The organism is Simiduia litorea, from assembly GCF_042853465.1.
Lineage (GTDB): Bacteria > Pseudomonadota > Gammaproteobacteria > Pseudomonadales > Cellvibrionaceae > Simiduia > Simiduia litorea.
This window is the reverse complement of record NZ_AP031497.1, coordinates 2121354-2147531: the sequence shown is the minus strand read 5'-3', so window position 1 is coordinate 2147531 and position 26178 is coordinate 2121354. Positions and strand designations below refer to the sequence as shown.

General features: G+C 48.4%; 24 protein-coding genes. 10 read left to right on the top strand and 14 right to left on the bottom strand.

Annotation, left to right across the window (positions count from 1 at the left end; translation table 11 throughout):
- Window positions 1-31: 31 nt before the first annotated feature.
- From ACGHTT_RS09555 to ACGHTT_RS09505, 11 genes are all read right to left on the bottom strand, one after another.
- Window positions 32-1477, bottom strand: a complete 1446-nt coding sequence (locus tag ACGHTT_RS09555; protein WP_390594908.1) for a sigma-54-dependent transcriptional regulator — start codon at window positions 1475-1477, stop codon at window positions 32-34.
- Window positions 1474-2688, bottom strand: coding sequence for a sensor histidine kinase (locus tag ACGHTT_RS09550; protein WP_390594907.1), 1215 nt, complete (start codon window positions 2686-2688; stop codon window positions 1474-1476). The genes ACGHTT_RS09555 and ACGHTT_RS09550 overlap by 4 nt, the downstream gene beginning before the upstream one ends.
- 141 nt (window positions 2689-2829) lie before the next feature.
- Window positions 2830-4269 (bottom strand): sigma-54 dependent transcriptional regulator, encoded by a 1440-nt coding sequence (locus ACGHTT_RS09545; RefSeq protein WP_390594906.1) that lies wholly within the window; start codon window positions 4267-4269, stop codon window positions 2830-2832.
- A gap of 280 nt (window positions 4270-4549) precedes the next feature.
- Window positions 4550-4939 (bottom strand): flagellar export chaperone FliS, encoded by a 390-nt coding sequence (gene fliS / locus ACGHTT_RS09540; protein ID WP_390594905.1) that lies wholly within the window; start codon window positions 4937-4939, stop codon window positions 4550-4552.
- Between the two features lie 53 nt (window positions 4940-4992).
- A complete protein-coding gene (locus ACGHTT_RS09535; protein ID WP_390594904.1) occupies window positions 4993-5244 on the bottom strand; it encodes a hypothetical protein in 252 nt (83 codons plus the stop codon).
- Window positions 5245-5464: 220 nt separating this feature from the next.
- Window positions 5465-5836: a flagellar export chaperone FliS gene (gene fliS / locus ACGHTT_RS09530; protein WP_390594903.1), complete on the bottom strand. Its 372-nt coding sequence runs from the start codon at window positions 5834-5836 to the stop codon at window positions 5465-5467.
- 97 nt (window positions 5837-5933) lie between these two features.
- Window positions 5934-6326 carry a flagellar export chaperone FliS gene (fliS, locus tag ACGHTT_RS09525; protein ID WP_390594902.1) on the bottom strand — a complete coding sequence of 131 codons (393 nt, stop codon included), beginning with the start codon at window positions 6324-6326 and terminating at the stop codon, window positions 5934-5936.
- 73 nt (window positions 6327-6399) lie between these two features.
- Complete coding sequence (fliD, locus tag ACGHTT_RS09520) at window positions 6400-8427, bottom strand: flagellar filament capping protein FliD (protein ID WP_390594901.1); 2028 nt, start codon at window positions 8425-8427, stop codon at window positions 6400-6402.
- Window positions 8428-8550: 123 nt separating this feature from the next.
- Entirely contained in the window at window positions 8551-8940 is a 390-nt protein-coding gene (locus ACGHTT_RS09515) for a flagellar protein FlaG (RefSeq protein WP_290263287.1), read from the bottom strand.
- A gap of 66 nt (window positions 8941-9006) precedes the next feature.
- The gene (locus tag ACGHTT_RS09510) at window positions 9007-11097 is read right to left on the bottom strand and encodes a flagellin (RefSeq protein WP_390594900.1); all 2091 of its coding nucleotides are present in this window, start codon (window positions 11095-11097) and stop codon (window positions 9007-9009) included.
- 292 nt (window positions 11098-11389) lie between these two features.
- Window positions 11390-13528: a flagellin gene (locus ACGHTT_RS09505; RefSeq protein ID WP_390594899.1), complete on the bottom strand. Its 2139-nt coding sequence runs from the start codon at window positions 13526-13528 to the stop codon at window positions 11390-11392.
- A gap of 336 nt (window positions 13529-13864) precedes the next feature.
- On the opposite strand from ACGHTT_RS09505, the gene ACGHTT_RS09500 reads away from it, so the two are divergent.
- Entirely contained in the window at window positions 13865-14194 is a 330-nt protein-coding gene (locus ACGHTT_RS09500; RefSeq protein ID WP_390594898.1) for a hypothetical protein, read from the top strand.
- A 99-nt stretch (window positions 14195-14293) separates the two neighbouring features.
- Here the strand turns inward: ACGHTT_RS09500 and clpA are convergent, their stop codons facing one another.
- Window positions 14294-16579 (bottom strand): ATP-dependent Clp protease ATP-binding subunit ClpA, encoded by a 2286-nt coding sequence (clpA, locus tag ACGHTT_RS09495; RefSeq protein WP_390594897.1) that lies wholly within the window; start codon window positions 16577-16579, stop codon window positions 14294-14296.
- Between the two features lie 11 nt (window positions 16580-16590).
- A complete protein-coding gene (gene clpS, locus ACGHTT_RS09490; RefSeq protein ID WP_390594896.1) occupies window positions 16591-16974 on the bottom strand; it encodes an ATP-dependent Clp protease adapter ClpS in 384 nt (127 codons plus the stop codon).
- Window positions 16975-17262: 288 nt separating this feature from the next.
- On the opposite strand from clpS, the gene cspD reads away from it, so the two are divergent.
- Window positions 17263-17514, top strand: coding sequence for a cold shock domain-containing protein CspD (gene cspD, locus ACGHTT_RS09485; RefSeq protein WP_390594895.1), 252 nt, complete (start codon window positions 17263-17265; stop codon window positions 17512-17514).
- A 78-nt stretch (window positions 17515-17592) separates the two neighbouring features.
- Here the strand turns inward: cspD and icd are convergent, their stop codons facing one another.
- On the bottom strand, window positions 17593-18852 hold the full coding sequence (gene icd / locus ACGHTT_RS09480; protein ID WP_390594894.1) for an NADP-dependent isocitrate dehydrogenase: 1260 nt from the start codon (window positions 18850-18852) through the stop codon (window positions 17593-17595).
- A gap of 188 nt (window positions 18853-19040) precedes the next feature.
- Here icd and ACGHTT_RS09475 point away from each other — a divergent pair, with 188 nt between their 5' ends.
- The 8 genes from ACGHTT_RS09475 to ACGHTT_RS09440 all read left to right on the top strand — a co-directional run bounded on the left by ACGHTT_RS09475 (window position 19041) and on the right by ACGHTT_RS09440 (window position 26135).
- A complete protein-coding gene (locus ACGHTT_RS09475; protein WP_390594893.1) occupies window positions 19041-19679 on the top strand; it encodes a pseudouridine synthase in 639 nt (212 codons plus the stop codon).
- Window positions 19672-20124, top strand: coding sequence for an NUDIX domain-containing protein (locus ACGHTT_RS09470; RefSeq protein WP_390594892.1), 453 nt, complete (start codon window positions 19672-19674; stop codon window positions 20122-20124). Before ACGHTT_RS09475 ends, ACGHTT_RS09470 begins: the two co-directional genes overlap by 8 nt.
- Window positions 20037-21248, top strand: a complete 1212-nt coding sequence (gene mnmA / locus ACGHTT_RS09465) for a tRNA 2-thiouridine(34) synthase MnmA (RefSeq protein ID WP_390594891.1) — start codon at window positions 20037-20039, stop codon at window positions 21246-21248. Before ACGHTT_RS09470 ends, mnmA begins: the two co-directional genes overlap by 88 nt.
- Window positions 21249-21252: 4 nt before the next feature.
- On the top strand, window positions 21253-21912 hold the full coding sequence (gene hflD, locus ACGHTT_RS09460; RefSeq protein WP_390594890.1) for a high frequency lysogenization protein HflD: 660 nt from the start codon (window positions 21253-21255) through the stop codon (window positions 21910-21912).
- Window positions 21913-21985: 73 nt separating this feature from the next.
- Window positions 21986-23350 (top strand): adenylosuccinate lyase, encoded by a 1365-nt coding sequence (gene purB / locus ACGHTT_RS09455; RefSeq protein ID WP_390594889.1) that lies wholly within the window; start codon window positions 21986-21988, stop codon window positions 23348-23350.
- A 54-nt stretch (window positions 23351-23404) separates the two neighbouring features.
- Window positions 23405-24583, top strand: coding sequence for a JmjC domain-containing protein (locus ACGHTT_RS09450; protein ID WP_390594888.1), 1179 nt, complete (start codon window positions 23405-23407; stop codon window positions 24581-24583).
- A gap of 187 nt (window positions 24584-24770) precedes the next feature.
- Complete coding sequence (locus ACGHTT_RS09445; RefSeq protein ID WP_390594887.1) at window positions 24771-25307, top strand: hypothetical protein; 537 nt, start codon at window positions 24771-24773, stop codon at window positions 25305-25307.
- Between the two features lie 18 nt (window positions 25308-25325).
- A complete protein-coding gene (locus tag ACGHTT_RS09440; RefSeq protein WP_390594886.1) occupies window positions 25326-26135 on the top strand; it encodes a hypothetical protein in 810 nt (269 codons plus the stop codon).
- Window positions 26136-26178: the final 43 nt, after the last annotated feature.

The window sequence follows — 26178 nt, the reverse complement described above, 5'->3', positions numbered from 1 at the left end:
TGCGGTCAACTGTTTATTTCACTAAATTTAATCAATGGGCCATCTTCCAAGCGCCGTCCACATCAAAGCCATCATCCTTTAATCGAGCCACCTTATAACGCAGGGTTCGAGCACTAATGCCTAGACGAGCTGCGGTGTCCTTGCGGCTACCATGTACCTTGCGCAAGGTCTCAACGATCACCTCAAACTCTCTCTTTTTCAAATCGTCGCCCAACAGGCCATCGGAAACGTTTGGCTCGGGTGTGTCCTGCAGTCGTGGAGTTTCGCGGTCATTTGCTAAGCACACGGGCTGATCTGCTATGGGCTGACCTAAGCCGAACTCCAAGCCTAAATCCAATGGCTCAATGCGCGTGCCTGACTGGAGTATCAATGCCCGCTGCATGACATTATCCAGCTCGCGGACATTGCCGGGCCAGGCATAGTCTTCCAACGTTTGGATGGCAGCCGGGCTCAATACGATACCTTTACGGCCCTGTTTTTGAGCATGGCGGCGCATTAAGCTCTCCGCCAAGGGGCGGATATCGTCCTTCCTCGCTCTAAGGGGTTGCCACTGCATAGGCAAGACGCTCAACCGATAGTAGAGGTCCTCACGGAAACGGCCATTTAACACCTCTTCGCGCATACCTCTGTTTGAGGTCGCCATTACGCGCACATCCAGTTTGATCAACTTTCGACCACCTAAGCGCTCCACCTCTCGCTCCTGCAAGACCCGAAGCAGTTTAGCTTGTAAACCGAGTGCCATTTCTGATATTTCATCGAGTAATAGCGTGCCTCCATTGGCCTGCTCAAATTTTCCAGGTGCGCTCGCATGGGCACCGGTATAAGCCCCCTTTTCATGCCCAAACAGCACAGCTTCCAGCATGTTTTCGGGTATAGCAGCACAATTAATCGCGACAAAAGGTTGATCCTTTCGGGCCGATCTTGCGTGGATATAACGAGCTAACACTTCCTTCCCTGTGCCAGACTCTCCGAGAATCAAAACCGTAGAGTCGGAATGTGCCACCCTATCGGCCAACTGTAGCAACTGCTTGCTTTGCGCCGACTCCGCCACCGGTGCGTCATACACTTGGCCTTGATTGATTGCATGCTTATGAACTAACTGTACTAAATCTTGGGACTCAAACGGCTTCACCAAATAATCTACGGCACCCTCGCGCATGGCTTCAACTGAATCGACAATACTGCCATAGGCAGTCACTAACAGCACTGGTACCTGAGGGTGGTATTGACGCACATGACGCAAAAGGTCGTGTCCTGAAAGCTTGCCCATATTGATGTCAGAGACGATCATGGCGACCTCATTGCCATCAGAAAGATAGCTAATTGCCGCTTCAGCGCAAGATACTGACGCCGTGCTAATACCGGCAAAAGACAGGGTGTCCTCCATTGCTTCGCGCAAACTAGCGTCGTCTTCGACAATCAAAACGGTTTCCGCACTCAGTTTTGCGGGGCGCTCATTAACGGCTTGCGCTGTCATGCTTTCACCTCTGACATTGATGATGTTTGCGATTGGGCGTACAGCACCGGCAAAATTAAACTTGCGCGCGTGCCCTTACCCTTAATCGATCGAATAGTAAACTTTCCGCTGTGTGCCTTGGCCACTTGCTGCACCACAGCTAACCCGAGGCCGGTACCCTGTGCCTTATTTGTGACAAAAATATCGCACACTGAATCGGCAATCTCTTCGGGCAGGCCTGGCCCTTGATCCAACACGCTAATAGCCAAGGCATCGTTTAGAAACGGCTCTAAGGTAATGGCTATTGGCTTGGCTTCGCTGTCAGCTTGAAGCGCGTTATCGACCAAATTCTGGACTGCACCACTGATCGCCTCAAGGTTAATCTTAATGTTGAAATCAGGGCTTTTTACGATCCACTGGCAGGTAACATTGCGCTGTTTAAGCGCGGCCTCAACGGCCTCTTCCAGCGTATCTTTGAGTTTTTGCAGGTTGATAATATCCGGTAGTGGTAGTTCGCCTTTAACAAAAAACAGCATGTCTTTAACTTGCTGCTCCATGTGTAAAAGCCTACCTCTGATTTTCTCAGCGCAGATTTGTGAGCGCTCGACATCGCCATCTAACTCGGTCAAGTGGCTGGAGTAGAGCAAGGCGGCAGACAGCGGCGTACGGATTTGGTGGGCCAGTGCTGCAACCATTTTGCCGAGTGACGACAAACGTTCGTGTCGACTCAACTGCTCTTGCAAATGCCGAGTTTGAGTTTGATCAGTTAACAGAATGATTTGACCGTCGCCATCTAGGGAGCGCGTTGCTATGGAGTAACGACGACCATCTAACGTGGAGACTTCATGCCCATCGTCGGCCTTCGGCGAGAAATTTCGCTCGATAATTTGACGCCATAAACAGCCGACCAGTGGCTCGGATAACATGTCACGACTCGCGGGATTCGCCTCGGTAATTTTGCCGAAGGCATCGAGCACGATAACGCCGCCGGGTAAGACGTTGAGTAAGGTTTCTAGCCTATTGGCCAATTTTTCTTTTTGTGCGAGTTCCTGTAAACGCTGGGCCGACACCGTTGATAGCTCTTGGTTAAGCTCTAGAACTCTTGATTGCAACGCATCATAAGAGTTCGCCAACTGGGCCGACATCTCGTTAAAGAGCTCAAAAGCAGACTTTAAGCCATCTGGTTTTTCGAAGTCTTCTCGTTGTATCGAGTTTACGGCTAATTGCCCCATGGCTTATTCCAACAAGGTGTCAAAAAAATCGCATTGCTGCGCTCAAATAAGACTGTTGCAAAGGAAGTGCCAAATTACTCTGTTAACTCAGGAAATAAAAAAAGGGCCAAAAGGCCCTTAAGATCGAGACGATAGAAGGCGTTAGCGACTTAAGCCGTACTTACGCATTTTCTCTACGAGGGTGGTACGACGAATCGTTAATCTGTCGGCCGCCCGCGCCACAACACCGCCGGTGTCATCTAGGGCTTGCTGAATAAGGCTGCACTCTAAGGACGTCAAGTATTCTTTCAAATCAATACCAGCATCCGGCAATAACGGGTTCTCACCTACCTTAATCACCGTGTTGTGGCTATCTTCTTCCAGTAAATAAAACTCTTCTTGTTCGACTTCATCCACATGCTGGTATTTACTCGGTAAGTCCTGCGCACCCACGACTTTACCGGGCATCATAATGGCCATTCGTTCAACCAAGTTTGCCAGTTCTCTCACATTCCCAGACCACTCGTGCCGCGACAGTGATAAAATTGCCGAGGAATTAAAGCGCGCACTGCCCCGCCCTTCAGCCTCCATTTTAGAGACCAATTCGGTAATCAGAACAGGAATATCCTCGGCCCGCTCCCTTAAGGCCGGAACCTCGATGGGAAATACGTTCAACCGGTAAAATAAGTCTTCGCGGAATCGATTCTCGAGGATCATGTCATCTAAATTGCGGTGGGTCGCGGCTATAATTCGAACATTGGTCGGTTGGGTTTTATTGCTGCCAACGCGTTCAAAGCAGCGCTCTTGTAAAACCCGAAGTATTTTCACTTGCATGTTCAACGGCATATCGCCAATTTCATCTAGAAATAAAGTGCCGCCCTCGGCCATTTCAAAGCGCCCGGCACGAGAACTAATGGCCCCCGTAAATGCGCCTTTTTCATGACCAAATAGCTCACTTTCCAACAGCTCGGCGGGAATGGCGCCACAATTTACTGGCACGAAAGGCTTGTCCCGGCGGGTCGAGTTGTAGTGTAGGTTTCTCGCTACCACTTCTTTACCGGTGCCGGATTCACCAGTGATTAACACCGTGACATCTTTATCCGCCACTTGTGCCATCATGTCGCGCATTTTTTCAACGGCGGGTGCAGAACCAACCAAACTCCTAAACAAATGAGGAACGCGCTTAGCCCCCGACTTGGCATGCCTGCTGAGCATCCTGTGAAAGCGCTGAGCCCGATGTAATAAATCCAGCAGTTGATTGTAGGTGGGTTGATCCGGCATCACACCGATGATCTTATGCTTTAAATAGGGGTTGGTGTCGACAGGTAGCGCCGACTCTTGACCAACGAGAATAACCGGTAAACCCTGATCCCAATCGTGGACTCGCTGTAAGCGAGAAATGAGCGCGGGGTGGTCTTTATTCTCGCCCAAAAAAACAGCACTGTATCGATGTGCGCTGTCAGCGAGGTCTGCCTCCTCCTCCCAATGGCTGGTGTCGACGGTAAGGGCCGATTCACCCATGAAATCTAAGATCACTTTGAGGTCGCGGCGACGCTCGGCATTATCATCTACTACTAGAATTTTAATGGGTTCTAACAACATGTGGATTTCCTAATTTACACCTAAGGATTACTGCAATCCGGAGACGAACATCGCCTCAATTTGGAGGCCCCTATCACTGTTGGCATTAACTTCTGTGTCGGAAGTCAAAAAAACAACTTAGTGCAACAAGTAATAGTCAAAACTTTGCCAGTGGTCAAATTCTTGGCAGGTGTTTAGATGGAATGTTTTCGTCTAGATATTGACGCTATTACGTGATTCTTGTTCTAAGAGCCCGCACGAGTCAAAAAACTGTTGTAAGAAGGGATTTAATATAACCAGATTAGCCTGGGTTATTGGCAATACCAGCCCAGCCATCGCTCAAGGTTTCCAGTAGCGCAAGGATCTCCTCGCACTCGGACTTTGAAAATTGACGCTGGTTTTGAACCAACTTGCCCTGCATGTAAAGGTACAAGTTATGCAAATTGTAGGGTAGCTCAGATGCCACATCAAAATTTAACGACTCTGATAACCCACCGATAACACCTAGACACTTGGCCACGTGTTTGCGCCTCAGCTCGTCCTTACCTTGACTATCAGCGAATATTGCCTGTTCGAGTTGTGCAGTTGCGCTATTGTATAAAAGCGCAATAAGTTGGTGTGGGCTCGCCCCCTGAACTTGACTTTCAAGCCCAAGGCGCTGATACAACGCTGTTCCTTTAGCTTTAAACATGAAAAACCCTCAAGCCATTCGACGCGTAGATCGTTAAACGCTATTTTACTGGTTCAATGTAGATGATTTACACTGCGATGTAACTCGGAACTTAGCACCAAATCCTTATAGAGATGTACGACGGCGTTTAATTCCATCAGCAGTGTTTTTGCATCGCGCTCGGGGTCTTCGCTGGCTTCATTCAACGCCTGCATAAGGCTTACGTCGAACTGACGAACCTTATCCCAATCCTGCTCAGACAAAGCCGATTCTAACGCTTTTCGCATACGAACTAAGCGCCATTGACTGTGGGGAATTAACGCCATGTGATACTCCTGAGATAGGTTAGCTACCTCAGGTTATCGACAGTGGCCATCTAAACTAAAGAACGGCCGAGGAAAAATCTTTAAATAGCGCGCAACCAGCCCATTAAAATAAATTATCGACAAGCATTCATCTAAACGCGAGATATAATACGTCGTGTTTGGGCCGAAACGCCGATAAAATCTGGATTTAGCACAACGGTAGTATGATAGGCATTTAGCGCTAGTAAACTTCGTCGGTAATGCCATCCCAGCCCATTTTAATCTCTGAAAGTAAATGTTCCGCCTCGGCCAAGGCTTCTGGATTGTGCTGCTGAATCAGTCTGTCAGCCACATAGTCATAGATCGAATCTAGGTTGGCTGCGATTTCACCGCCTTTTTCAAAATCTAGGCTTGATCTTAAACCGTTCAAAATGCCAACCGTCTTTACAAGCAGGACTTCAAAGTCTTTTTGATTTTTTTCCGCCAAACACACTTTTGCTTGACCAATGCGCTCTAATGCGCCATCGAGTAAAAGTGCAATCACACGGTGGGGAGATATTTCGTTTGGTTCAGCTGCCATCATTTTGGCAGCACGGGTGGCGACTACAGTCATTGGATTATCCTCAAGTGTCAAAAAAACCTCAGCACTTAGGTGCCTAATAGTTTTTAATGCGAAGATAATGCCAAGTTTGTTTATTAAAAAGAAACTTCTATGAGGAAACAGAGGAGCCTATTTCGCGCCAAGCCGAGGCCAGCTCGTTTAGCAGTTTGCTGGCCTCGTCAAACTTCTCAATGCTGCCCTCTTTGTGCCCACTTAAGAGAAGGCGTTGAATATAGTCATAGAGGGAGTCAAGATTACCAGCTAATTCAGCACCTTGTGCCGGGTTCAACGCGTCGCGTAAGCCCATAAGGATATTAATGGCGTGACTTACTTTGATACCGCGAACATCAATTCTACCCTGCTGCTGCGCGCCCTTTGCTTGAGCAATACGCTCTAATGCACCGTCATACAAGAGTTCAATAAGACGGTGATTGTTCGCTGTTTCAACAGCGGTCTCATTGCGAACTTTAGTGTAGGCATTCACATTAGCACGAAGATTCATATCAACCTCAATTCACCCGAAACTGCAAAGGCGCATGTTTCTACTAAGGTTATCGACCCAAAGCTACATTGCTTTAGTTATTATTGGCCGTGAATGGGAGATTATCCAATACACTCTTTAAGTAATCTCGCGTACTGTTTAGCGAGTCGACAATGGCTTCCATGGCGATAAACTGAGCCTGTAACCGCGCTTGATAGGCCGCACTTCGACTGTCCAGCTTTTCTTGATCTTCATCTAGGTCTGCAATGTCTTCTGCAAGTCCCTTTTCGCGCGTACTAACTGGGCCCTGAGAGCCGAGAAAGTCTGTCACTAGTCGATCAAGATTATCGCCAATCCCTCGAGCGAAAGTTACTGACGCCGTAGTCGCGCCTGGGAGAATTCTCAGTTTAAGGCCGTAAGCATCAGTACCATAGGCTGGGAGCAATACATCACCCAAGCCAAAGGCTTCAACGCCATTGACCAGGCCTACCACATTTTTGCCTGCGGTACCGGCCGCGACCGACAAGCCCAGATCCGCGATATCGGCACCACCTGCTGTGACGGATACCAAAGAGTTACTACCAAACGCGTTAGAGGTAAAAACTAGATGATCGGTATCGTAACTGACGTCAACCTTGACGCCGGCGGCGACCAATGCACTATCGCTGTTGATTAGCTGCTTAAGCGCACTAACGAGCTCGGTTTCATCTGCGTAGGTCACACCATTTGGCAGCGCTAAATTTGCGGTAGCAACGCCATTAACCTCAAAGCTAAAGCTGTAGTCTTTGCCGGTCGTATCGAGTGGAAATCCCACCACGGCTGCACCGGTAAAAAAACCTTTTTCAGGTTGTTGGGTTATCTCAATCTCATAAGTGCCCGCAACAGTTTGCTTGCCATAGCCAGTTACTTTGATTTTATCAGCGCTAGACGCCGTAGACGCTGCAAACACATTTTTTAAATCTGCGTAATTGGCATCGAAGGCTTGACTGAAGACCGTCTCATCAATAGATATTGAACCGTCTAATTCAGTTCGAATACCAAGATTTGTTAAGGCATTCAGGCCAGAGTTAATGCCGTCAACCGGCTGAGTTATAAACTCGCGAATTTTAGTTAACATTGATTTTGCCAACGCATCTCTCGATAAACTGCCGTACTCACTGGTTTCCTCATTTAGGCCAGTTAAAGGCTTAACCACTTCGAGAAACTCATTGTATAAGTCAACGAAATTTCGTATCGCATCTTCAGCACTGGTTTTATCATCCAATATAGAAATATTGACCACTTCTCCCGGTGCATCTTTTGCAATGGTAAAGCTAAAACCATCGATAAGATCTGTGATGTTATTTGTAGTGCGTGTTACTGCCAGACCATTCATAATTAAATGTGCGTCTGCACCGGCCTGCTGCTGAGTCATTTGCAAGGCGGTTTCATTAAAGGTAAATCTAGACAAGCCAGTTGCATCATTATCCGATGGCACCACTTCGTCTTCCACGACAGAAATACTTAGTTGGCTATTCTCGCCCGAGGTAGCCTTCATTAGTAATTTAAAACCTGTTCCATCGTTTACAATACTGGCCTGAACACCTAAGCTGGCAGCGTTAATAGCGTCTCGCAACCCTTCAAGTGTGTTATTGGTATCATCAATAATAATAGATTTAGCGGCTTTGTTAGTATCAGCGGTAAACGTTGTGGGCGGAATCACGTCATCCCAATCGCCAAAATTGAACGTCAGAGTGCCCTTTCCCACCTCATCAGTAATATTAGTAAACGTAGGTGAACTCAAGCTTTGTGACTTAGCAATATTGGTCACTTCAATGGAAAAAGTACCGGTTTGTGCGCCGGCTTTAACCGCTGTTGGTATCACCACTTCGCTATCGGGAAAGGATACTGATTTTGCGGTAAACGTTTCGGGGTTTTTTAATGTAGTTAAAGCACCTTGCAAAGTAGATAGAGCACTTTTAAAGAGGCCATAGTCAGACAATTTAGTTTCATAGCTGGTTCGCTTAGAGTCAATCTGGCCTTGTTTTGCAGACTTTTCAATCTCGACTAATTGTTCTACCAGCGCTTTGGAGTCGATACCCGATCCGGCACCTAACAAGTAGGGGACATTTGAATCAATCATATCTACCTCTCCATCTATTCGCTCTTAGGCATATACAAGAACGAATAAAACTTAACGGGTTATATCAATTATTCAGATGCGACAAAGGGTGCGCAAGCGCACCCCGTCGAAACCTGACGGCTTTTAGCCCTGAGCATTAACCAAATGAAAGGGCTCTTGTTCTGCTTTCATTTTTCGTGCCAAGTCTAAAAACACTTCTTCTGGGATTTGGCGAATGAGCTCACCCGTATCCCGGTCCATCACCCTGATCACGGTTTGATCAAGATCTTCATCCACCGCGAAATGCAAATCCCGTTGCACAGACTGAATATAATTATTCATGTCTGCCACCACTTCCTGTAGCACGACAGGTTCTTGTGGTAGCTCAACTTTTTTTGCTTCTTGCGGTTGCTCGGGTTGTTCCACCGGCGATATTTTGCCGGTTTCCCTGCTTGTTGCGCCAGCAGCCCCTTTTGATGAAGCAGACCCGGCGGCTATCGTCATAGCCACTTGTGTTGCTCTAACTTCATTCATGGGAAAACCTCTCAGCTAAATGGTGGGGGCTACCCCACCCGCTTTAAGTTATCTATGACTGCGCCATTACTGGAGCAGTGACAGAACCTGCTGTGGCTGTGCATTCGCCTGAGCCAACATCGCTGTGGATGCTTGCTGCAGAACTTGTGCACGACTCAGCGCCGCTGTTTCCGCCGCGAAGTCCGCATCCTGAATACGCGAGCGAGCGGCTGCGGTATTTTCAGATACGTTCATCAAGTTGGACGTTGCGAAGTCTAATCGGTTACTTACCGCACCGAGATCAGCTCGGATTGAGTTAACGCTGTCGATAGCATTATCCAGACCTTTAATGGCGGACTGGGCTCCTGCCGCTGTCGAGATATCGACATTGGCAATGGATTGACCATCTTTCGCATTACCGTAAGTACCAACCTTTAATCCGGAGTTTGCAATACCGGCGGTGGTTCCACGTGCAATTACGATTTCTTTGTCAGATACCAAGGTAAACTCGCCGATTGAAGTCGCCGCATCAGCCACACCGCCGTTCACGCCGTTGGTAAATGCTGTAACGATGTTACGCCCATCGTCGGCAATTAAATTTACACCGCCGCCTGCAGCACTACCATTTTCACCGGTGTCTACTGCCCTCACGCCTGTTTGACCGGAAATCGCGTTGATCGCATTGACCATCGACAACCGGTTACCCGCGGCATCACCAGCCACTGATGTGAAACCAGTAATTGCGATTCCATTAACGGTGCCGGATACAGCCAGCGCAGTAGTTAACTGTGTTGCAGTATTGGTAGCAACGTTCTCGCGTACAACCGCCGTTACACCTGTTTGATCAGCAACCTTGTTAATTGCCGCCGCCTTCGCTATAGCACTTGCCGCCGCAGCAGCAGATGGTGAAGCAGTATCGTCGGTCGCCGATGAAGCCCCAATAATCACACCATTTATTGATACATCACCTGCAGCCATCGCAACCGCGTTATTTAGATCACTCGACACCTGTGCCTGAACACCACTATATGTCCCTATCGAGAAACCGGCATCCTCTGTATTACCCGTTGCGCCTTGCGCAATAGTAATGTCACCACCCGACGAGGATCTTAATGCGACTGTACCTGTGGTCACTTCAGTGCCTGCATCAGCACCACCGAACGTGATACCAAAACCAGCCATGCTTGCCGCAGTTCCCGCGGTTAATGCGATATTTCGACCGTCAGCAGCAACGAGTGAAATACCTCCATTAGACGTACCACTATCGACGGCAGTAACTCCGGTCGAACCAGCAAAGTTATTGATTTGAGCAACTGTTGCAGCGCGCGCCTCGGCATCCGTTGCGGTCGCTGTTCTCGATAAGGTGCCAACAGACACGCCATTTATCGATAATGTAGATGTCAATGCGCCTGCGCCAGGCATTGCCGCACCGCCAAGTGTTGACTTCTCAACAACCGCGGTGACGCCGGTCAAGCTTGACTTCTCATTAATAGCGGTTGCTATGGAAATTGCGCTAGATGTTTTGTTCACGCTAGAGGCAGTATCAGAACTCGATTTAGCTGAGTCGATTGCAATACCGTTGATTACCAAATCACCTGTACCTAGACCAGTTAAGGCTGCAGTAGCACCTGTTTGAGCAAATGAACTCAGACCAGCTTTCGCACTCACACCTAACTTATCGTTACTCACTTCGGCAATATTTACGCCAATAGTTTGGTTCGCTTCAGAGCCTACTTGCAACAACACATTGCCTAAAGAGCCATCTAACAGTGACTGACCGTTAAAGGACGTAGTATCTGCAATACGTTGAATTTCAGACTTCAACTGCTCTGATTCAGCGTTCAAGGTTGCACGGTCGGCGTCGGAGTAAATTCCGTTAGCAGACTGTACCGCAAGTTCGCGCATACGCTGGAGCATGTTGGTTATTTCGCTCAAACCACCTTCTGCGGTTTGTACCATGGACACGCCGTCGTTGGCGTTACGCACGGCCTGGTTTAGGCCCCGTACTTGCGACGTCATACGGTTGGCAATGGCCAAGCCGGCAGCATCGTCTGCTGCTTTGTTAATACGCATACCTGAAGACAGGCGTTCCATGGCTTTCGACATGTCTGCACCGGACTTCACCAGTTGACGCTGAGAGTTCAGCGATTGAACGTTGGTGTTAATGACTAAGGGCATGATTGCCTCCTATCACGGTTCCTCAATGATGACCGGTTATATACCAGCCTGCCTTAAAGGCTCGAACAGGTCGAAGCGCTTCTGACTAGGTTATCGACAGAATAGGACAAAGCTTTAGGTGAAAGCGGCAAGACTTTGCCGTATAGCGGAAAAACATAGCTATCAACTTGATTTTATTAGTAAAAACGCCGTTTGCGGGCCTTAATAAACAGATAGCCGGATAGAATGATTTTTTCTTAGGAAGTGCGTATGCCAACCCTTCAGTTATGAAGGGTTGGCTTTTTAGTCGCGATTATTGATTCAGTAACTGGAGCACTTGTTGAGTAGAAGCGTTTGCTTGCGCCAACATTGCTTGGGAAGCTTGTTGTAGCACTTGCGCCCGGCTCAAATTCGCCGTTTCAGCGGCGAAATCAGCATCCATAATACGACTGCGCGCAGCCGCGGTATTTTCAGTAACATTCATCAAATTGGAAATCGTAAAATCTAGACGGTTGTTAATCGCACCTAAATCTGCCCGCACCGCATTAATCTTTTCCAATGCATTATCGACAGCTTGAATCGCCGATTGCGCACCCTTAAGCGTTGCTATGCTGACATCCTTTAATAACTGGCCACTTTCAGTTGCACCAAATAGACCAGCTCGGAAGCCAATACCCTCTAAACCGGCAATGCCATTGGCCCCAGCAGTCACCTCAATTTGTGAACCGGATGACAGTGTTACCGCGCCAAAGGTCGTTTGGGTAAACGCCGTGCTCGGCGCTGCGCCAGTCGAGTTACCTAAGCCAAACTCTTCAGCCGTACCGGTACCACCCGCCGCGGCTAGCGTAATATTTCGACCATCAGCCGCAAGCATTTCAATACCACTACCGGTATCGCGAGCCACAACACCCGTCTGTCCGGATATTTTATTAATCGCAGATACCGTCGCCGCTCTATCGGCACTCAGCTCGCCAATACTGGTAACCGTTGGCAGCAAAATGCCATTAATAGTCGTGAAAAATGTATCACCTGCCGCCGCTGGAGTCGTGGGGGACGACTGTCCGGTAATCGTCGTACCCGTTACCTGTGCCGTTACGCCAGTGGCTTCAGATACGTTATTAATAGCTTTGGCGATTGCAATAGCACTACCGGTTTTCCCTGCAGTACTCGCCGTATCGTCGGTTGCTTTCGCACCGCCAATCTGAATACCGTTTACAACCAGGTCCCCAGCTTGTAATTGTGTCGCCGCGTTGTCTGCGCCTTCGTGGGATGCACTGGTAGCCTGTGCGAGTACACCGGAATAATTACCGGCCACAAAACCCGACTGCGGCGTGAGACTACTATCGCCGCCAATCGCGACATCGCCACCGTTGACAGAGAGCAAAGAAACACTGCCGATTTGAAGCGCCAAATCAGTCGAGGTTGCCGCAAGGCGAAGGCCGGTATTGGCAGCTGTTAATGTCGCACTTGACGTCGTCACAGCGATATTACGTCCATCTTCCGCTATTAAGTTAATACCGGTGGCATCCTCACCTGAATCAACGGCAGTGACACCTGTCTGCGCAGCAATTGCATTAATGGCTGCAACAATTGCGGAACGCGTTGTCGCACCATCGGCCGTGGTTGTAACGGCAGCAGTGGGCACGCCATTGACCGTAAATGTGCCAGTTTGTGCAGCCAGAGGCGTCATAGACGCGCCGGCCATGACGGTGCTGTTTACCGTTGCTTTAACGCCGCTTAAATCAGAAGCCTTATTAATGGCAGCGGCGAGTGCGATTGAACTAGCATTCGCATTCGACGTGGATGCGTTATCATCGGCGGAGCTTGTACCACTGATGGCAATACCGTTAATCGTTAAATCGCCTGCTGTGATACCCAGCGCACCCGCGGCGGGGTTATCATAATAGCGACTGGTATTGCTCAGGCCTGCGTCAACGGCGCTACCCAGTGAAGCCGAATTAAGCTCGCCCACTTGCAAATCGATAAATTCACCGGCTTGAGCGCCCACTTGTAAAGCGACCTCACCTAAACTGCCATTTAACAACTTTTGGCCGTTAAAGGATGTGGTTTCAGCGATACGATCCATTTCAGCGATCAACTGCTGGACCTCAGCATCGAGTGTTTTGCGGTTGCTGTCATCGTAAATTCCGTTCGATGACTGAATCGCTAACTCGCGAATACGCTGTAAAATATTTGTCGTTTCATCCAGCGCACCTTCGGCGGTTTGGATCAGCGAAATACCATCACTGGCATTTCGTATCGCCTGATTTAGGCCGCGAATTTGTGACGTCATGCGATTTGAGATGGACAAGCCTGCCGCATCATCAGCCGCGGTGTTGATGCGCTTACCGGATGATAAACGTTCCATCGCCTGGCTTAAATCGTCGCCCGACTTCACCAACTGTCGTTGTGCATTCAGTGATTGCACATTGGTATTGATGACTAATGGCATGTTGCTTCTCCTCTACCCTAGAGTATTTTGCCAAATCAGCTGGCCAAAACTCCGGTTTCGACTAGCCACATAGAACTCAAGAGGATTAGAGCAACGCTCATGCCAACTTTTAAAAACAAGTGTAACCCATTGTATTTACAGTAAAAAAAACTGGGGGAGCTAGGTTGGCCCGAAGGGAAGCAGTGGAGCGGCAATTTTCTGACTCGCCTGACAGTAGAATTCGGCAAGAGTTTGCCGCACTAATAACAACCAACAAATGTTCTTTTTTCTTTCATCGAAAGTGAAAGACGCTAAGCTAACAGCAACTGCAAAAATAGAAAGCGAGTCGACCTACTCATGAAAAGCACAATAATAGACGACGCGATAGAAGCCTCGAACCAACTGATCCAAGCACTCGAAGCAGGCGAGCTGGAAACCGTAAGCTCATTAGTTGTAATTAGAGATCGGTTGATTCGCGAAATGCCAATATCCGGCTCAACTAAAAAGGCAATGACAGATTGCGACAGGAGCCATGAAGGCCTACTTCAACTCCAAGTTTTGGATAGTAGAATTCAACAGCTAGCCAATGCCTTGCTGAAAAAAAATCAGCCCCAACCACAGACGAAGACACATACAGACGCTAACAAACAAAAACTTAACAAAGGTTACAAAAGTTCAGGCTCGTAAAATGGCCTTATCAAGGCCGCAGTGGCTAGGTATTTGATATTTAAGCCCGAAAATGGCTTGCTATCAGATCCGCCCTAATCCACCGCAGCTTGACTACGGCTACGTCATAGCCGCTTCAGTTTCATGTTCGGTACTCACGATCAATTCATCGTCTTCGACATCGACCATCACAGTACCACCGCCATCGGCCAGCTCCCCGAAAAGAACCATTTCAGCCAACGGCTTTTTAATTTTTTCCTGAATAAGACGTGCCATTGGGCGGGCACCCATTTTCTCATCGTAACCATTCACGGCAAGCCACTCGCGCGCCGTGTCAGATACCGCCAAGTGCACCCGCTTATCGTCAAGTTGAACTTGTAGCTGAACTAAGAACTTGTCCACCACCGTCTTGATAACTTCAAGTGTTAATGGTGCGAATTGAACCACTGCATCCAGTCGATTTCTGAACTCCGGCGTGAAGGTTTTCTTAATTTCCTCCATGCCATCGGTGGTGTTATCCTGCTTAGTAAAACCAATAGAACGCTGGCTTAACACATGCGCACCAGCATTGGTGGTCATAACCAAAATCACGTTTCTGAAATCGGCTTTGCGGCCGTTATTGTCCGTTAAGGTTCCATGATCCATAACTTGGAGTAGCAGATTAAACACCTCCGGGTGAGCCTTTTCTATTTCATCCAAAAGCACAACACTGTGTGGATGTTTAGTCACCGCATCGGTAAGCAAGCCGCCTTGATCAAAGCCAACATAGCCAGGCGGCGCACCAATTAAACGCGATACGGTGTGGCGCTCCATATACTCGGACATATCAAAACGTAAAAGCTCTATCCCCATTATCTTGGCAAGTTGGCGACATATTTCTGTTTTACCTACACCCGTCGGCCCGGCTAATAAGAAGGATCCAATTGGCTTATCGATAGAGCCTAACCCTGCGCGCGATAATTTAATTGCTGTTGATACAGTGCCTACAGCTTTATCTTGACCGAATACCACCATGCGCAACTGTTCTTCAAGGGTTCGTAACTGCTCCTTGTCGTTACTCGATACGCTTTTCGCGGGAATTCGCGCAATTTTTGCGACCATCGCTTCAATATCGGGCACGCCGATTTGCTTTTTACGCTTATGGGGTGGTTGCAACTGTTGAAAGGCCCCCGCTTCATCTATGACATCAATAGCCTTATCTGGCATAAACCGGTCGTTGATATAACGACCAGCCAGCTCTGCAGCTGCACGAAGCGCTGTGTCGGTATATTTCAGGCCATGATGTTTCTCGAAGCGACTCTTTAAACCTTTCAAAATATGATACGTATCGTCTACTGACGGCTCATTCACATCAATCTTTTGGAACCGACGAGACAGTGCCCGATCTTTTTCAAAAATACCGCGGTACTCTTGAAAAGTGGTTGATCCGATACAGCGCATTTCGCCCGACGTTAGTAGAGGCTTCAACAAATTTGAAGCATCCATGACGCCACCGGACGCTGCACCAGCGCCAATAATCGTGTGAATTTCGTCGATGAATAAAATTGCTTTATCCTGTTTACGCAGGTCAGCTAATAATCCCTTAAAGCGCTTCTCAAAATCACCCCGGTACTTAGTGCCCGCCAGTAATGAACCCAAATCCAGTGAATAAACGACCGCATCCATGAGTGTTTCAGGCACTTCGCCATCAACTATTTTTTTCGCCAAGCCTTCAGCGATGGCCGTTTTACCAACGCCGGATTCGCCCACGAGCAATGGGTTGTTTTTACGCCGCCTAGCAAGAATTTGTGCAACGCGTTCAACTTCAGCCACACGCCCAACCAGTGGATCTATTTTTCCATTCGCGGCCATCTCATTCAGGTTTGTGGTATAGCTATCCAATGGGCTCTGGGCCGTATTGCCATCCACGGTCGCATCGTCATCTACTGCGTCTGAATTTGGCTCTTGCGCAGCGTGACCTGAATGACCAGAAACTTTAGAAATTCCGTGGGTAATAAAATTAACAACGTCAATACGCGCAATAGATTGTTGCTTCAGGTAGTAAACAGCCTGACTTTCTTGCTCGCTAAAAATGGCAACTAGGACATTTGCGCCAGTTACTTCCTTTTTACCTGAGGATTGCACATGAAAAACCGCGCGCTGTAGAACGCGCTGGAAACCGAGCGTGGGTTGAGTTTCTCTCTCAGGATCATTTTCAGGAATGAGTGGCGTAGTTGAGTCAACAAACTCAATTAGCTCTTTACGCAATTTGTTAATATCGGAACCGCATGCACGTAAAACTGTCGCCGCGGACTCATTATCGAGCAAGGCTAAAAGCAAATGCTCGACCGTCATAAACTCGTGTCGTTTGGACCTGGCGCCTTTAAACGCCAAGTTTAAGGTAACTTCTAAGTCTTTGCTTAACATCTCTGTAACCTCTAAGCTTCGTCACCTTCACCAGCCGCTTCTATCTCACATAAGAGCGGATGCTGACTCTCTCTTGCATATTGATTCACCTGAGCCGCCTTTGTTTCAGCGATATCACGTGTGAAAACGCCACAGACGCCTTTTCCCTGGTTATGAACCTGAAGCATGACTTTCACCGCCTGTTCCCGGTTCATGGAAAAGAAACTTTCCAACACGTCGACCACAAAATCCATTGGGGTGTAGTCATCATTCAATAACACCACCTTATACATTGATGGCCTTTTCAGCGCCGGCTTCGACTCTTTGACAGCAACACCTGTGCCGTGTTCAGAATCATCATCCCCTTCATCGTGTGCGCTATTTAATGTTAGCTGAAGATATTTGAATTTTCCCATCAAGGCTCACTGCATCCTGTTCTAACTATAGGTGTATTAACCTACATTTTACCCTAAGCCGAGTCGAACTAAGGCACTCAACGGTTGAATCTCTTGACATAAAAGCATCAGTTGGTTAAAAGATGGCTTAACTTGTCATTTTTTGACCGCCTTCCGCCGGCCTAGATACAGTAGATATGGGTACGTTGTGCGGTCTTACAAGGGTGTGTTTTTCGGCTTTACGCGGCTGTGCTTTTATCAAAACTATAAAAACACGTTATATATCAAGGCGTTAGAAGGATTTATACTATGCCTACCGGTACTGTTAAGTGGTTTAACAACGCAAAGGGTTACGGATTTATCCTACCCGACCAAGGCGGTGAAGACCTGTTCGCGCATTATTCAGCGATTGAAATGGATGGCTATAAAACCCTAAAAGCGGGTCAAGCCGTTAAATTCGATATCGTTGAGGGCGACAAGGGTTTGCACGCAACAAATATCCAAGCCAATGAGGCTGTAAAAGAGAATGAGCGCCCAGAATTAAAGGTCGTTGCAAACTAAATCTAAGCTGATGGCGTCATATTTCAGGTAGCGCACGCACTAAAGCTGCAGAGGGCAGCGATAGTGCGTGAGTACAGTTTAAGCCCCAATCTTCGCTATAATGGCATCCCCAAACGCCGAGCAGGAAAGCAGTGTCGCATCATCCATAAGCCGCTCGAAATCATAAGTCACTGTTTTAGCCGCAATAGCCTCTTCCACACCTTTGATGATCAGATCTGCCGCTTCAAACCAACCAAGATGCCTGAGCATCATTTCTGCAGAGAGGATTAGCGAGCCAGGATTAACCTTATCTTGACCAGCATATTTAGGCGCTGTGCCATGGGTAGCCTCAAACAGTGCTACGGCGTCTGAATTGTTGGCCCCGGGTGCGATACCAATCCCACCTACCTGCGCTGCAAGTGCGTCAGATAAATAATCACCGTTGAGGTTTAACGTGGCAATCACATGGTATTCCGCCGGTCGCAATAACACCTGCTGTAGCATGGCATCAGCGATAACGTCCTTTATGACGATTTGCGCTCCCGTCTTGGGGTGCTTAAAGGCATGCCAAGGCCCGCCATCCAGCGGCGTAGCACCGAACTCCTCGCGCGCTAACTCATAACCCCAGTCACAAAATGCACCTTCGGTGAATTTCATGATGTTGCCCTTGTGAACCAAGGTCACAGAAGGCAGGTTTTGATCGACAGCATATTGAATAGCTTTACGTACCAAGCGTTTGGTGCCCTGCTCAGAAACTGGCTTAATACCTATGCCGAGGTTCTCGGTAAATCGAAACTTCTTCACGCCCATCTCATTCTGCAGGAAGTCGATAACTTTTTTGGCCTCCGGAGAATCTGCTTTCCATTCTATGCCAGCGTAAATATCTTCCGCATTCTCTCGGAAGATGACCATATCGACTTTACCTGGGTCTTTCACCGGCGAAGGCACGCCCTTGAACCAGCGCACGGGCCGCTGACACACATAGAGATCCATTTCTTGACGCAATGCCACATTGAGCGAGCGAAAGCCACCACCTACCGGTGTCGTTAAAGGCCCCTTAATGCCCACAACATATTCTCGAATGGCATCCAAAGTTTCAGAAGGGAACCAGTCACCGCTATACTTTGCTGCAGCTTTTTCGCCGCAGTAGACCTCCATCCAGGCGATGGATTTTTTACCGCCGTAAGCCTTGTTAATGGCGGCATCGGTCACCTTGCGCATCACCGGCGTGATATCCACGCCTATACCATCGCCTTCTATGAATGGGATGATTGGGCGATCGGGCACGTTCAGTGAAAAGTCAGCATTGACGGTAATTTTTGCACCATCGGCAGGTACTTCTATGTGTTGGTAACCCATGAGCTACTCCATATGAGGGAAATTTTTTTACCAAAGACCAAGGCATTATCGCTTAAAAAGAGAGAAGAAGAATGCTCCCCAGTTCGATAATGGGACGATTCCGAATCATGATAGCATGGCTACCAAGATCCAGATTTACTATCAACTCACCCAGCGTCGATTTCCACTATTCGAGAAACAAATAGCCCGTGACCAACCTGATTTTACTCAATAAGCCCTACCACATGATGTGTCAATTCACCGACACCAATGACCGACGAACCTTAGCTGAGCTCGTAAAGCTACCGAATTTCTACCCGGCTGGACGACTCGACTTTGATTCTGAGGGCTTGGTTCTGCTCACCAACAACGGCCTACTACAAAACAAAATCGCCGATCCGCGCCATAAACTACCGAAGACTTATTGGGTTCAGGTTGAAGGCACACCTGCATCGGACGCTTTGGCCTGCCTAGAGCGTGGCGTTACGCTAAAAGATGGCCTAACCAAACCCGCACAGGTTAAGCTCATAGAGCCACCCCGTGTATGGGACAGAGTGCCACCAGTGAGGTATCGCAAAGCTATCCCAGACCAATGGCTAGCGCTAACGATTACCGAGGGGAAAAATCGCCAAGTACGAAGAATGACGGCAGCCGTCGGCCACCCTACCCTCAGGCTTATACGGGTCGCCATCGGGCCTTGGCAACTGGGTGACATGCAACCGGGCGATCAACGCTATGAGTCAGTAGCGGTCGGCAATGACCTTAACAAACAGACGCGGCAACCAAAAAAGAAGGCTTATCCGAAACACAGCAACAAGCGCAAGGGCGGAAACACTATCGATGGTTGATTACTGGACACCACATGTCACCGTTGCAGTCATCGTTGAACGCAGTGGTAAATACCTATTCGTGCGAGAAAACACTGATCAAGGTGTGCGTTTAAATCAGCCTGCAGGACATGTAGAGCAAGGCGAAACACTGGCTCAGGCCGCCTGTAGAGAAACCCTCGAAGAAACGGGCTATCAAGTTAGCTTGAATGGCTTCGTCAGTTTAACCAGCTATACCGCAGCCAGTAACGGCACCACCTATTTTCGCGCTACTTTCAGCGCTAACGATGCAAAACAGATCCCCAACGCCACTCTAGACCCCGAAATTATTGAGCCTGTATGGCTATCCCGCGAGGAACTAGAACAGCAACGGCGTATATGGCGCAGCCCCCTAGTGGGCGATGTGATAGATCAATATATCAAACACGGCACACAATCACTGGAGCTTGGCACCCTGCACAGGTAAAATCGGCGCCCTTCAAATCTAAGGTGGTTATCATGAACCAAGCTCAAAAGGTCATCGTCGGCATGTCCGGCGGCGTTGACTCCTCCGTATCCGCGCTCCTACTTATTGAGCAAGGCTACCAAGTGGAAGGCTTGTTTATGAAAAACTGGGATGAGGACGACGGCTCTGAATACTGTACGGCAATTGATGATTTAGCCGATGCCCAATCAGTGTGTGACCGCCTTGGTATTAAACTGCACACCGCTAATTTTGCCGCTGAGTATTGGGACAATGTATTCGAGCACTTCTTGGCAGAATATAAGGCTGGGCGCACGCCAAATCCAGACATACTGTGTAACCGCGAAATCAAATTTAAAGTGTTTTTAGAGTACGCTGAAATTCTTGGTGCCGACCTCATAGCCACCGGGCACTATGCGCGAACAGAAACAATCGGCGGCCAAACGCTACTCAGAAAAGGGCTCGACAACAACAAAGACCAAAGCTACTTTTTGCATGCTGTGGGTGGAGCCGAATTTTCGAAAAGTTTATTTCCCATTGGCAATTTAGAAAAACCTGCCGTGCGAAAACTGGCTGAAAAACACAGTCTCATTACCCACAACAAAAAAGACTCTACCGGCATTTGTTTTATTGGCGAGCGTCGCTTCAAGGATTTCCTTGAACAATATTTACCTGCGCAACCAGGGCCAATCAAAGCGATGGATGGCAACACCATTGGCCAGCACCACGGATTAATGTACTACACCCTGGGGCAGCGCCAAGGGCTAGGTATTGGCGGCGTAAAAGGTTATCCAGAGGAGCCCTGGTTTGTGGTCGAGAAAGACCTTGAAAACAACGCACTAATGGTTGCTCAAGGCACAGATCACGACTCGCTTTATACGAATACACTGATCGCTGATCAACGCCACTGGATAAACACGCCCCCGAGCCTCCCCCTTCGCTGTAAAGCTAAGACTCGATACCGCCAGCCCGATCAAGCCTGCGAAGTCAGCGCCGACGACTCTGGCAAGCTGTGCGTATCCTTTGATCGACCGCAGAGAGCCGTCACACCAGGCCAGTACGTGGTGTTTTATCAGGAAGACATTTGCCTTGGCGGCGCGGTCATTAATTACAGTTTTAATCGATAACACTATGAGCTTTGACACTATTAAACAATTCACCAAGATCGATTACCAAACCCTAGCCTTGGCTGGTATTTTTGAAGCGGCTACTCAAGTTGAAAAGCTGGCAACGCAAGGCTTAAAAGATAAGCAGAGTTTCCAGGTGCTACTTAACAGTTTGTTTATCCAGAACCCGAAAAATCCGGAGGAGGTCTTCAGCCATAGTCTACAAAATGGTTTTGAGGGTCTGATACTGTTTTTAGAACAGGGAAAGCGAAAAGGTAGTCACACGGATCGCTATGTTCACGGCTTGTTGTATTTACAAAAGAAGCTGGCATCAACACCCAGTATGCTAAATACCATTGGCCAACGCTTAGATTTAGCTCGCACCCAAAAGGATCATTTTGGTGTTGATCACGAGAATCTTGTTTCTAACCTTGCCTCCCTTTACACCGACACGCTGAGCACCTTCAATTTCAGAATCCAGGTCATGGGTGAAATGACTTACCTACAACAGCCAAGGATTGCCAACCAAATACGCGCGCTGTTGCTGGCTGGTATTCGCTCGGCGACCCTGTGGCGACAAATGGGCGGTAACCGTTGGCAGTTTTTGCTGAGTCGACGTAAATTGCTCACATCTGCAGAGGCACAGCTCTATGAAATTCGGAAAAACCTCGGCAAATCAGACTGATTCAGCTGCCATTAGGCCCGAAATAAGGTAATATTCTGCCCCCTGAATTTTCAAACCACTCGGAGCTTACCCCATGGAATTGTCTGCGCTGACGGCCGTATCCCCTATTGATGGCCGCTACGGAAGCAAAACCTCAGATTATCGCGCTATTTTCAGCGAATTCGGTCTGATTAAGTGCCGTGTGGAAGTGGAGATTCGCTGGCTCCAGCAACTCGCTAAGCATCCGGGTGTTATTGAAGTAAACAGCTTCAGTGATACCACTAACGCGCTACTCAACAATATCGTAGATGACTTCAATGAAGCTGACGCGCTGCGCGTAAAGGCCATAGAGGCAACCACCAACCACGATGTCAAAGCCGTTGAATACTTCATTAAAGAAAAATTTGGCGATAACGCCGAATTAGCCAAAATCAAAGAGTTCGTTCACTTTGCGTGCACCTCCGAAGACATCAATAATTTGTCGCACGGGTTAATGCTAAGCAGAGGCCGAGCACTACTGCTCGAGCAAATGACTGAGGTCGAAGCGGCTATCGCCAAGCTCGCCAAAGACTTTGCCGCTGACCCAATGCTTTCCCGCACGCATGGTCAAACCGCTTCGCCAACCACCGTTGGCAAAGAAATGGCCAATGTCGTGGCACGCTTAAGGCGCCAAATTAAAAGCATCGCCGGAGTAGAGCTATTAGGCAAAATCAACGGTGCTGTGGGAAATTACAACGCCCACTTATCAGCTTACCCAAACATTGACTGGGCAGCCAATGCACAGCAATTTGTAGAGAGTTTAGGCCTGAGTTTCAACCCCTATACGACGCAAATCGAACCCCACGATTACATTGCAGAAATGTTTGATGCCATCGCCCGCTTCAATACAATCATCATCGATTTTGATCGCGATGTATGGGGTTACATATCACTTGGCTACTTTAAGCAAAAAACCATCGCCGGTGAAGTGGGGTCATCGACCATGCCCCATAAAGTTAATCCTATAGATTTTGAGAATTCGGAAGGCAACCTAGGTATAGCAAACGCAGTATTCAACCATCTAGCGGCAAAACTACCTCTGTCGCGCTGGCAGCGAGATTTAACTGACTCGACGGTACTCCGCAACATGGGCGTCGGCTTCGGTTACTGCGCTATTGCCTTCGCGTCAACATTAAAAGGTATCAGCAAATTAGAGATTAATCGCGCACGCCTAGATGCGGATCTCGACAATGCCTGGGAGGTTTTAGCTGAGCCAATTCAAACTATTATGCGTCGTTATGATGTACCCGAGCCCTACGAAAAACTGAAAGCATTGACGCGCGGCCAAGCAATCTCAAAACAGGTTATTCTCGACTTCGTGGAAACCCTCGACGTACCAGAGGAAGCCAAGGTAGTGATGAGAGCCTTAACACCCCATAATTATATTGGTAATGCAATTCAACAGGCAAAAGACCTGTAACAAAAACGGCAGCTAAGGCTGCCGTTTTTAATTTCCTATAGGCGAGCAGAAAACATGGCACTAACTCAACTAGGCGATCTATCACTGAGTAGTTTTTTTGAAAATTACTGGCAAAAAAAACCATGCCTTATCCGTAACGGCCTCCCCAACTGGGAAAGCCCACTGTTTCCCGATGAGTTGGCCGGGCTTGCACTTGAAGAAGACGTGGAGTCGCGCCTTGTGCTGGAACTGGAAAACGGCAAACCTTGGCAACTTAAGGCAGGCCCGTTCAGCGAGGAGGATTTTAATCAGCTACCAGAAACCGGTTGGTCGCTACTAGTTCAAGCTGTTGACCACTGGGTGCCTGAAGTCACGGCGCTACTCGACCAATTTCGATTTTTACCAAACTGGCGCTTAGATGACATCATGGTTAGCTACGCACCCGACGGTAGCAGCGTTGGCCCGCACTTTGACTTTTATGATGTCTTTTTAGTTCAAGGTTTTGGTAAGCGGCGCTGGCAGTTGGGTCAAGTGTGCGACGAAAACAGCGCGAAAATCGAAGGCACACCCCTGAATATTTTGAGTCAATTTGAATGCCAAGAAGAATTCATTCTGGAACCTGGTGACATACTCTATGTGCCCCCTCAAATTGCCCACTGGGGCATTGCCGACGGCGACTGCATGACTTACTCCGTAGGCTTTAGGGCGCCGTCACACGCTGAAATCATCGACGACTTCGCGGCAGAAATATGCAAATCCCTCCCCGACCACTTACGCTATAAAGATAACGGCGTTGACACAACGGCCAACACCGGCGTGATAAACACCCAAACGATCGATACCTTAAACCAAATCATCCAATCCCATTTGAACAACTCAGGGCAACTCGCCGAATGGTTTGGAAAATACATGACTGAACCAAAATATGACCCTGACGCAGGTCAAGCGGCTCAACCCACGCTTGATGAAATAACACAAGCGAAAGCCGAGCTCCAAGTTCACGAAGGACCTCTCTATCAGGCGCCCGATGCTCGCTTTGCCTGTCACGACGAGACCCTATTCGCGAATGGTAAATCCTATCACTGTGGGACTGAACTCGCGCTTAAGCTCGCCAACAATAGAGCTATTGTGAACTGGCGCACGCATCTGGCGAACGCTAATCATCAAGAACTACTTGCCACCCTGACGGCAAGCGCCGCACTGTGGCTTGAAGACCCTCTTGAAGCAAGCGACGACGATCTCGAAGACGAATAACGACTGATTAACGCCATGCTAAAAGCTGCCAACCCTTTGTTGGCAGCTGTTTGAACCACTACCTGCTCTCTCCAGGAGTAGATGTCCACTCTCCACAAACACGATTTTAACCGCCGCAGGGATATTGTGGTAAGGTGCTAGGTATCGTCTAAAAGTTCATGGCGTTAAGTTTGGAGGAATCAATCCCATGGATCAATTTGAACTCACTGGCGTCAATCCGGCCGAAACTACGCAAGGGCTTTTAATTCTAGAAGCACTATCGACTTTTACGGCCTTTGGCAGCCAATTAGCGAGCCAATGCCGCTCCAAGCTTCGGATTTACAGCCCTGACTTACCTTCACATTTTTATGCCGACGAGCTATTTGTCGATGCCTGCTCCAGCTTCGCGCGCAGCTCTAGACGCAGCTCAATTGAAATACTGGTTCAGAACGCTCAGCCTCTCATAGAAAACTATCACCCACTTATCGGGCTACAGAAACGCCTGAGCGATAAAATCAAGCTTCGAGTATTGCCCAAAGATTTTGACCCCGAGAACGTTCAAAAACTAGACAGAGCCTTCATGGTTGGCGATGACAGTAAAATTTTATTACAGCACAGTTCGCTAGAATGGAAAGGCTTTGTAAACTTTGACGACAGAGCGAATGCCAAAGCGTTTAGCCAAAAATTTGATTACCTTTGGCAATATGGTGAGCCTGTTATTGAACTACAGCGGTTGGGAATTTAATTCACCTAGAGGCTAGCCATGAAACGCCTAATCATCACGCTATTAATGTCAGTCACTTTATTCATAACAGCCTACGCCACCCACGCAGCGGATGGCTTTGTGATCTATACGCTGCCCGTTAAACATCGCAGCCCTGAATCCTTAGTGGACACGCTCATTCCGCTTATCGAGTCGGGCGGCCACATTTCCACGTCGGGAAATAAGCTCATATTAAAAACGACGCCGGCTAACTTCCAACAAATTGCACTACTGGTTGACGAGCTTGATGCGCCCGTACAGCAGCTACTCATTAGCGTGCGTCAATCAAAAAGTAACCACGGCAGTTCCGGCGGACTGAGCACACAGGGAAATATAACTACCGGTAAAATTCGTGTGGACGGCAAACCAATACCCACAGAGCAAACTGTTACCGTCAAAAAATCAACCGGCTGGGGCAGCGGCGAGAGTAGTTATCAACTGCGGGCCCTTGAGGGAGAGCGCGTATTCCTGCAATCGGGTCAGCAAGTACCCATCCAGTCTCGCTATGGCGTTGTGGGCGGCATTGCGACCAGCGATTACTACCAGCCCGTCACCAGCGGCGTCAGCGTTATAGCACGATTGCGCAACGGTGAGGTCATACTCGATTTATCCCAAGAAGCCAACGCGGTAGACGGTCGGAATATCGATACCCAGTCAATGCGCACACAAATTAATGCACGTCTAGGCGAATGGGTTCAAGTGGGAGGCATCCAAGGAAGCAGCGCCTCAAACGAGCGGGGAATCACCCGCTATCAAACATCGAATCAAAACACAGATACCACAATATTTATCAAGGTAGATAAATTCTAGCTAAATAAAAAAAGGCTCCATAAGGAGCCTTTAACTTATTGGA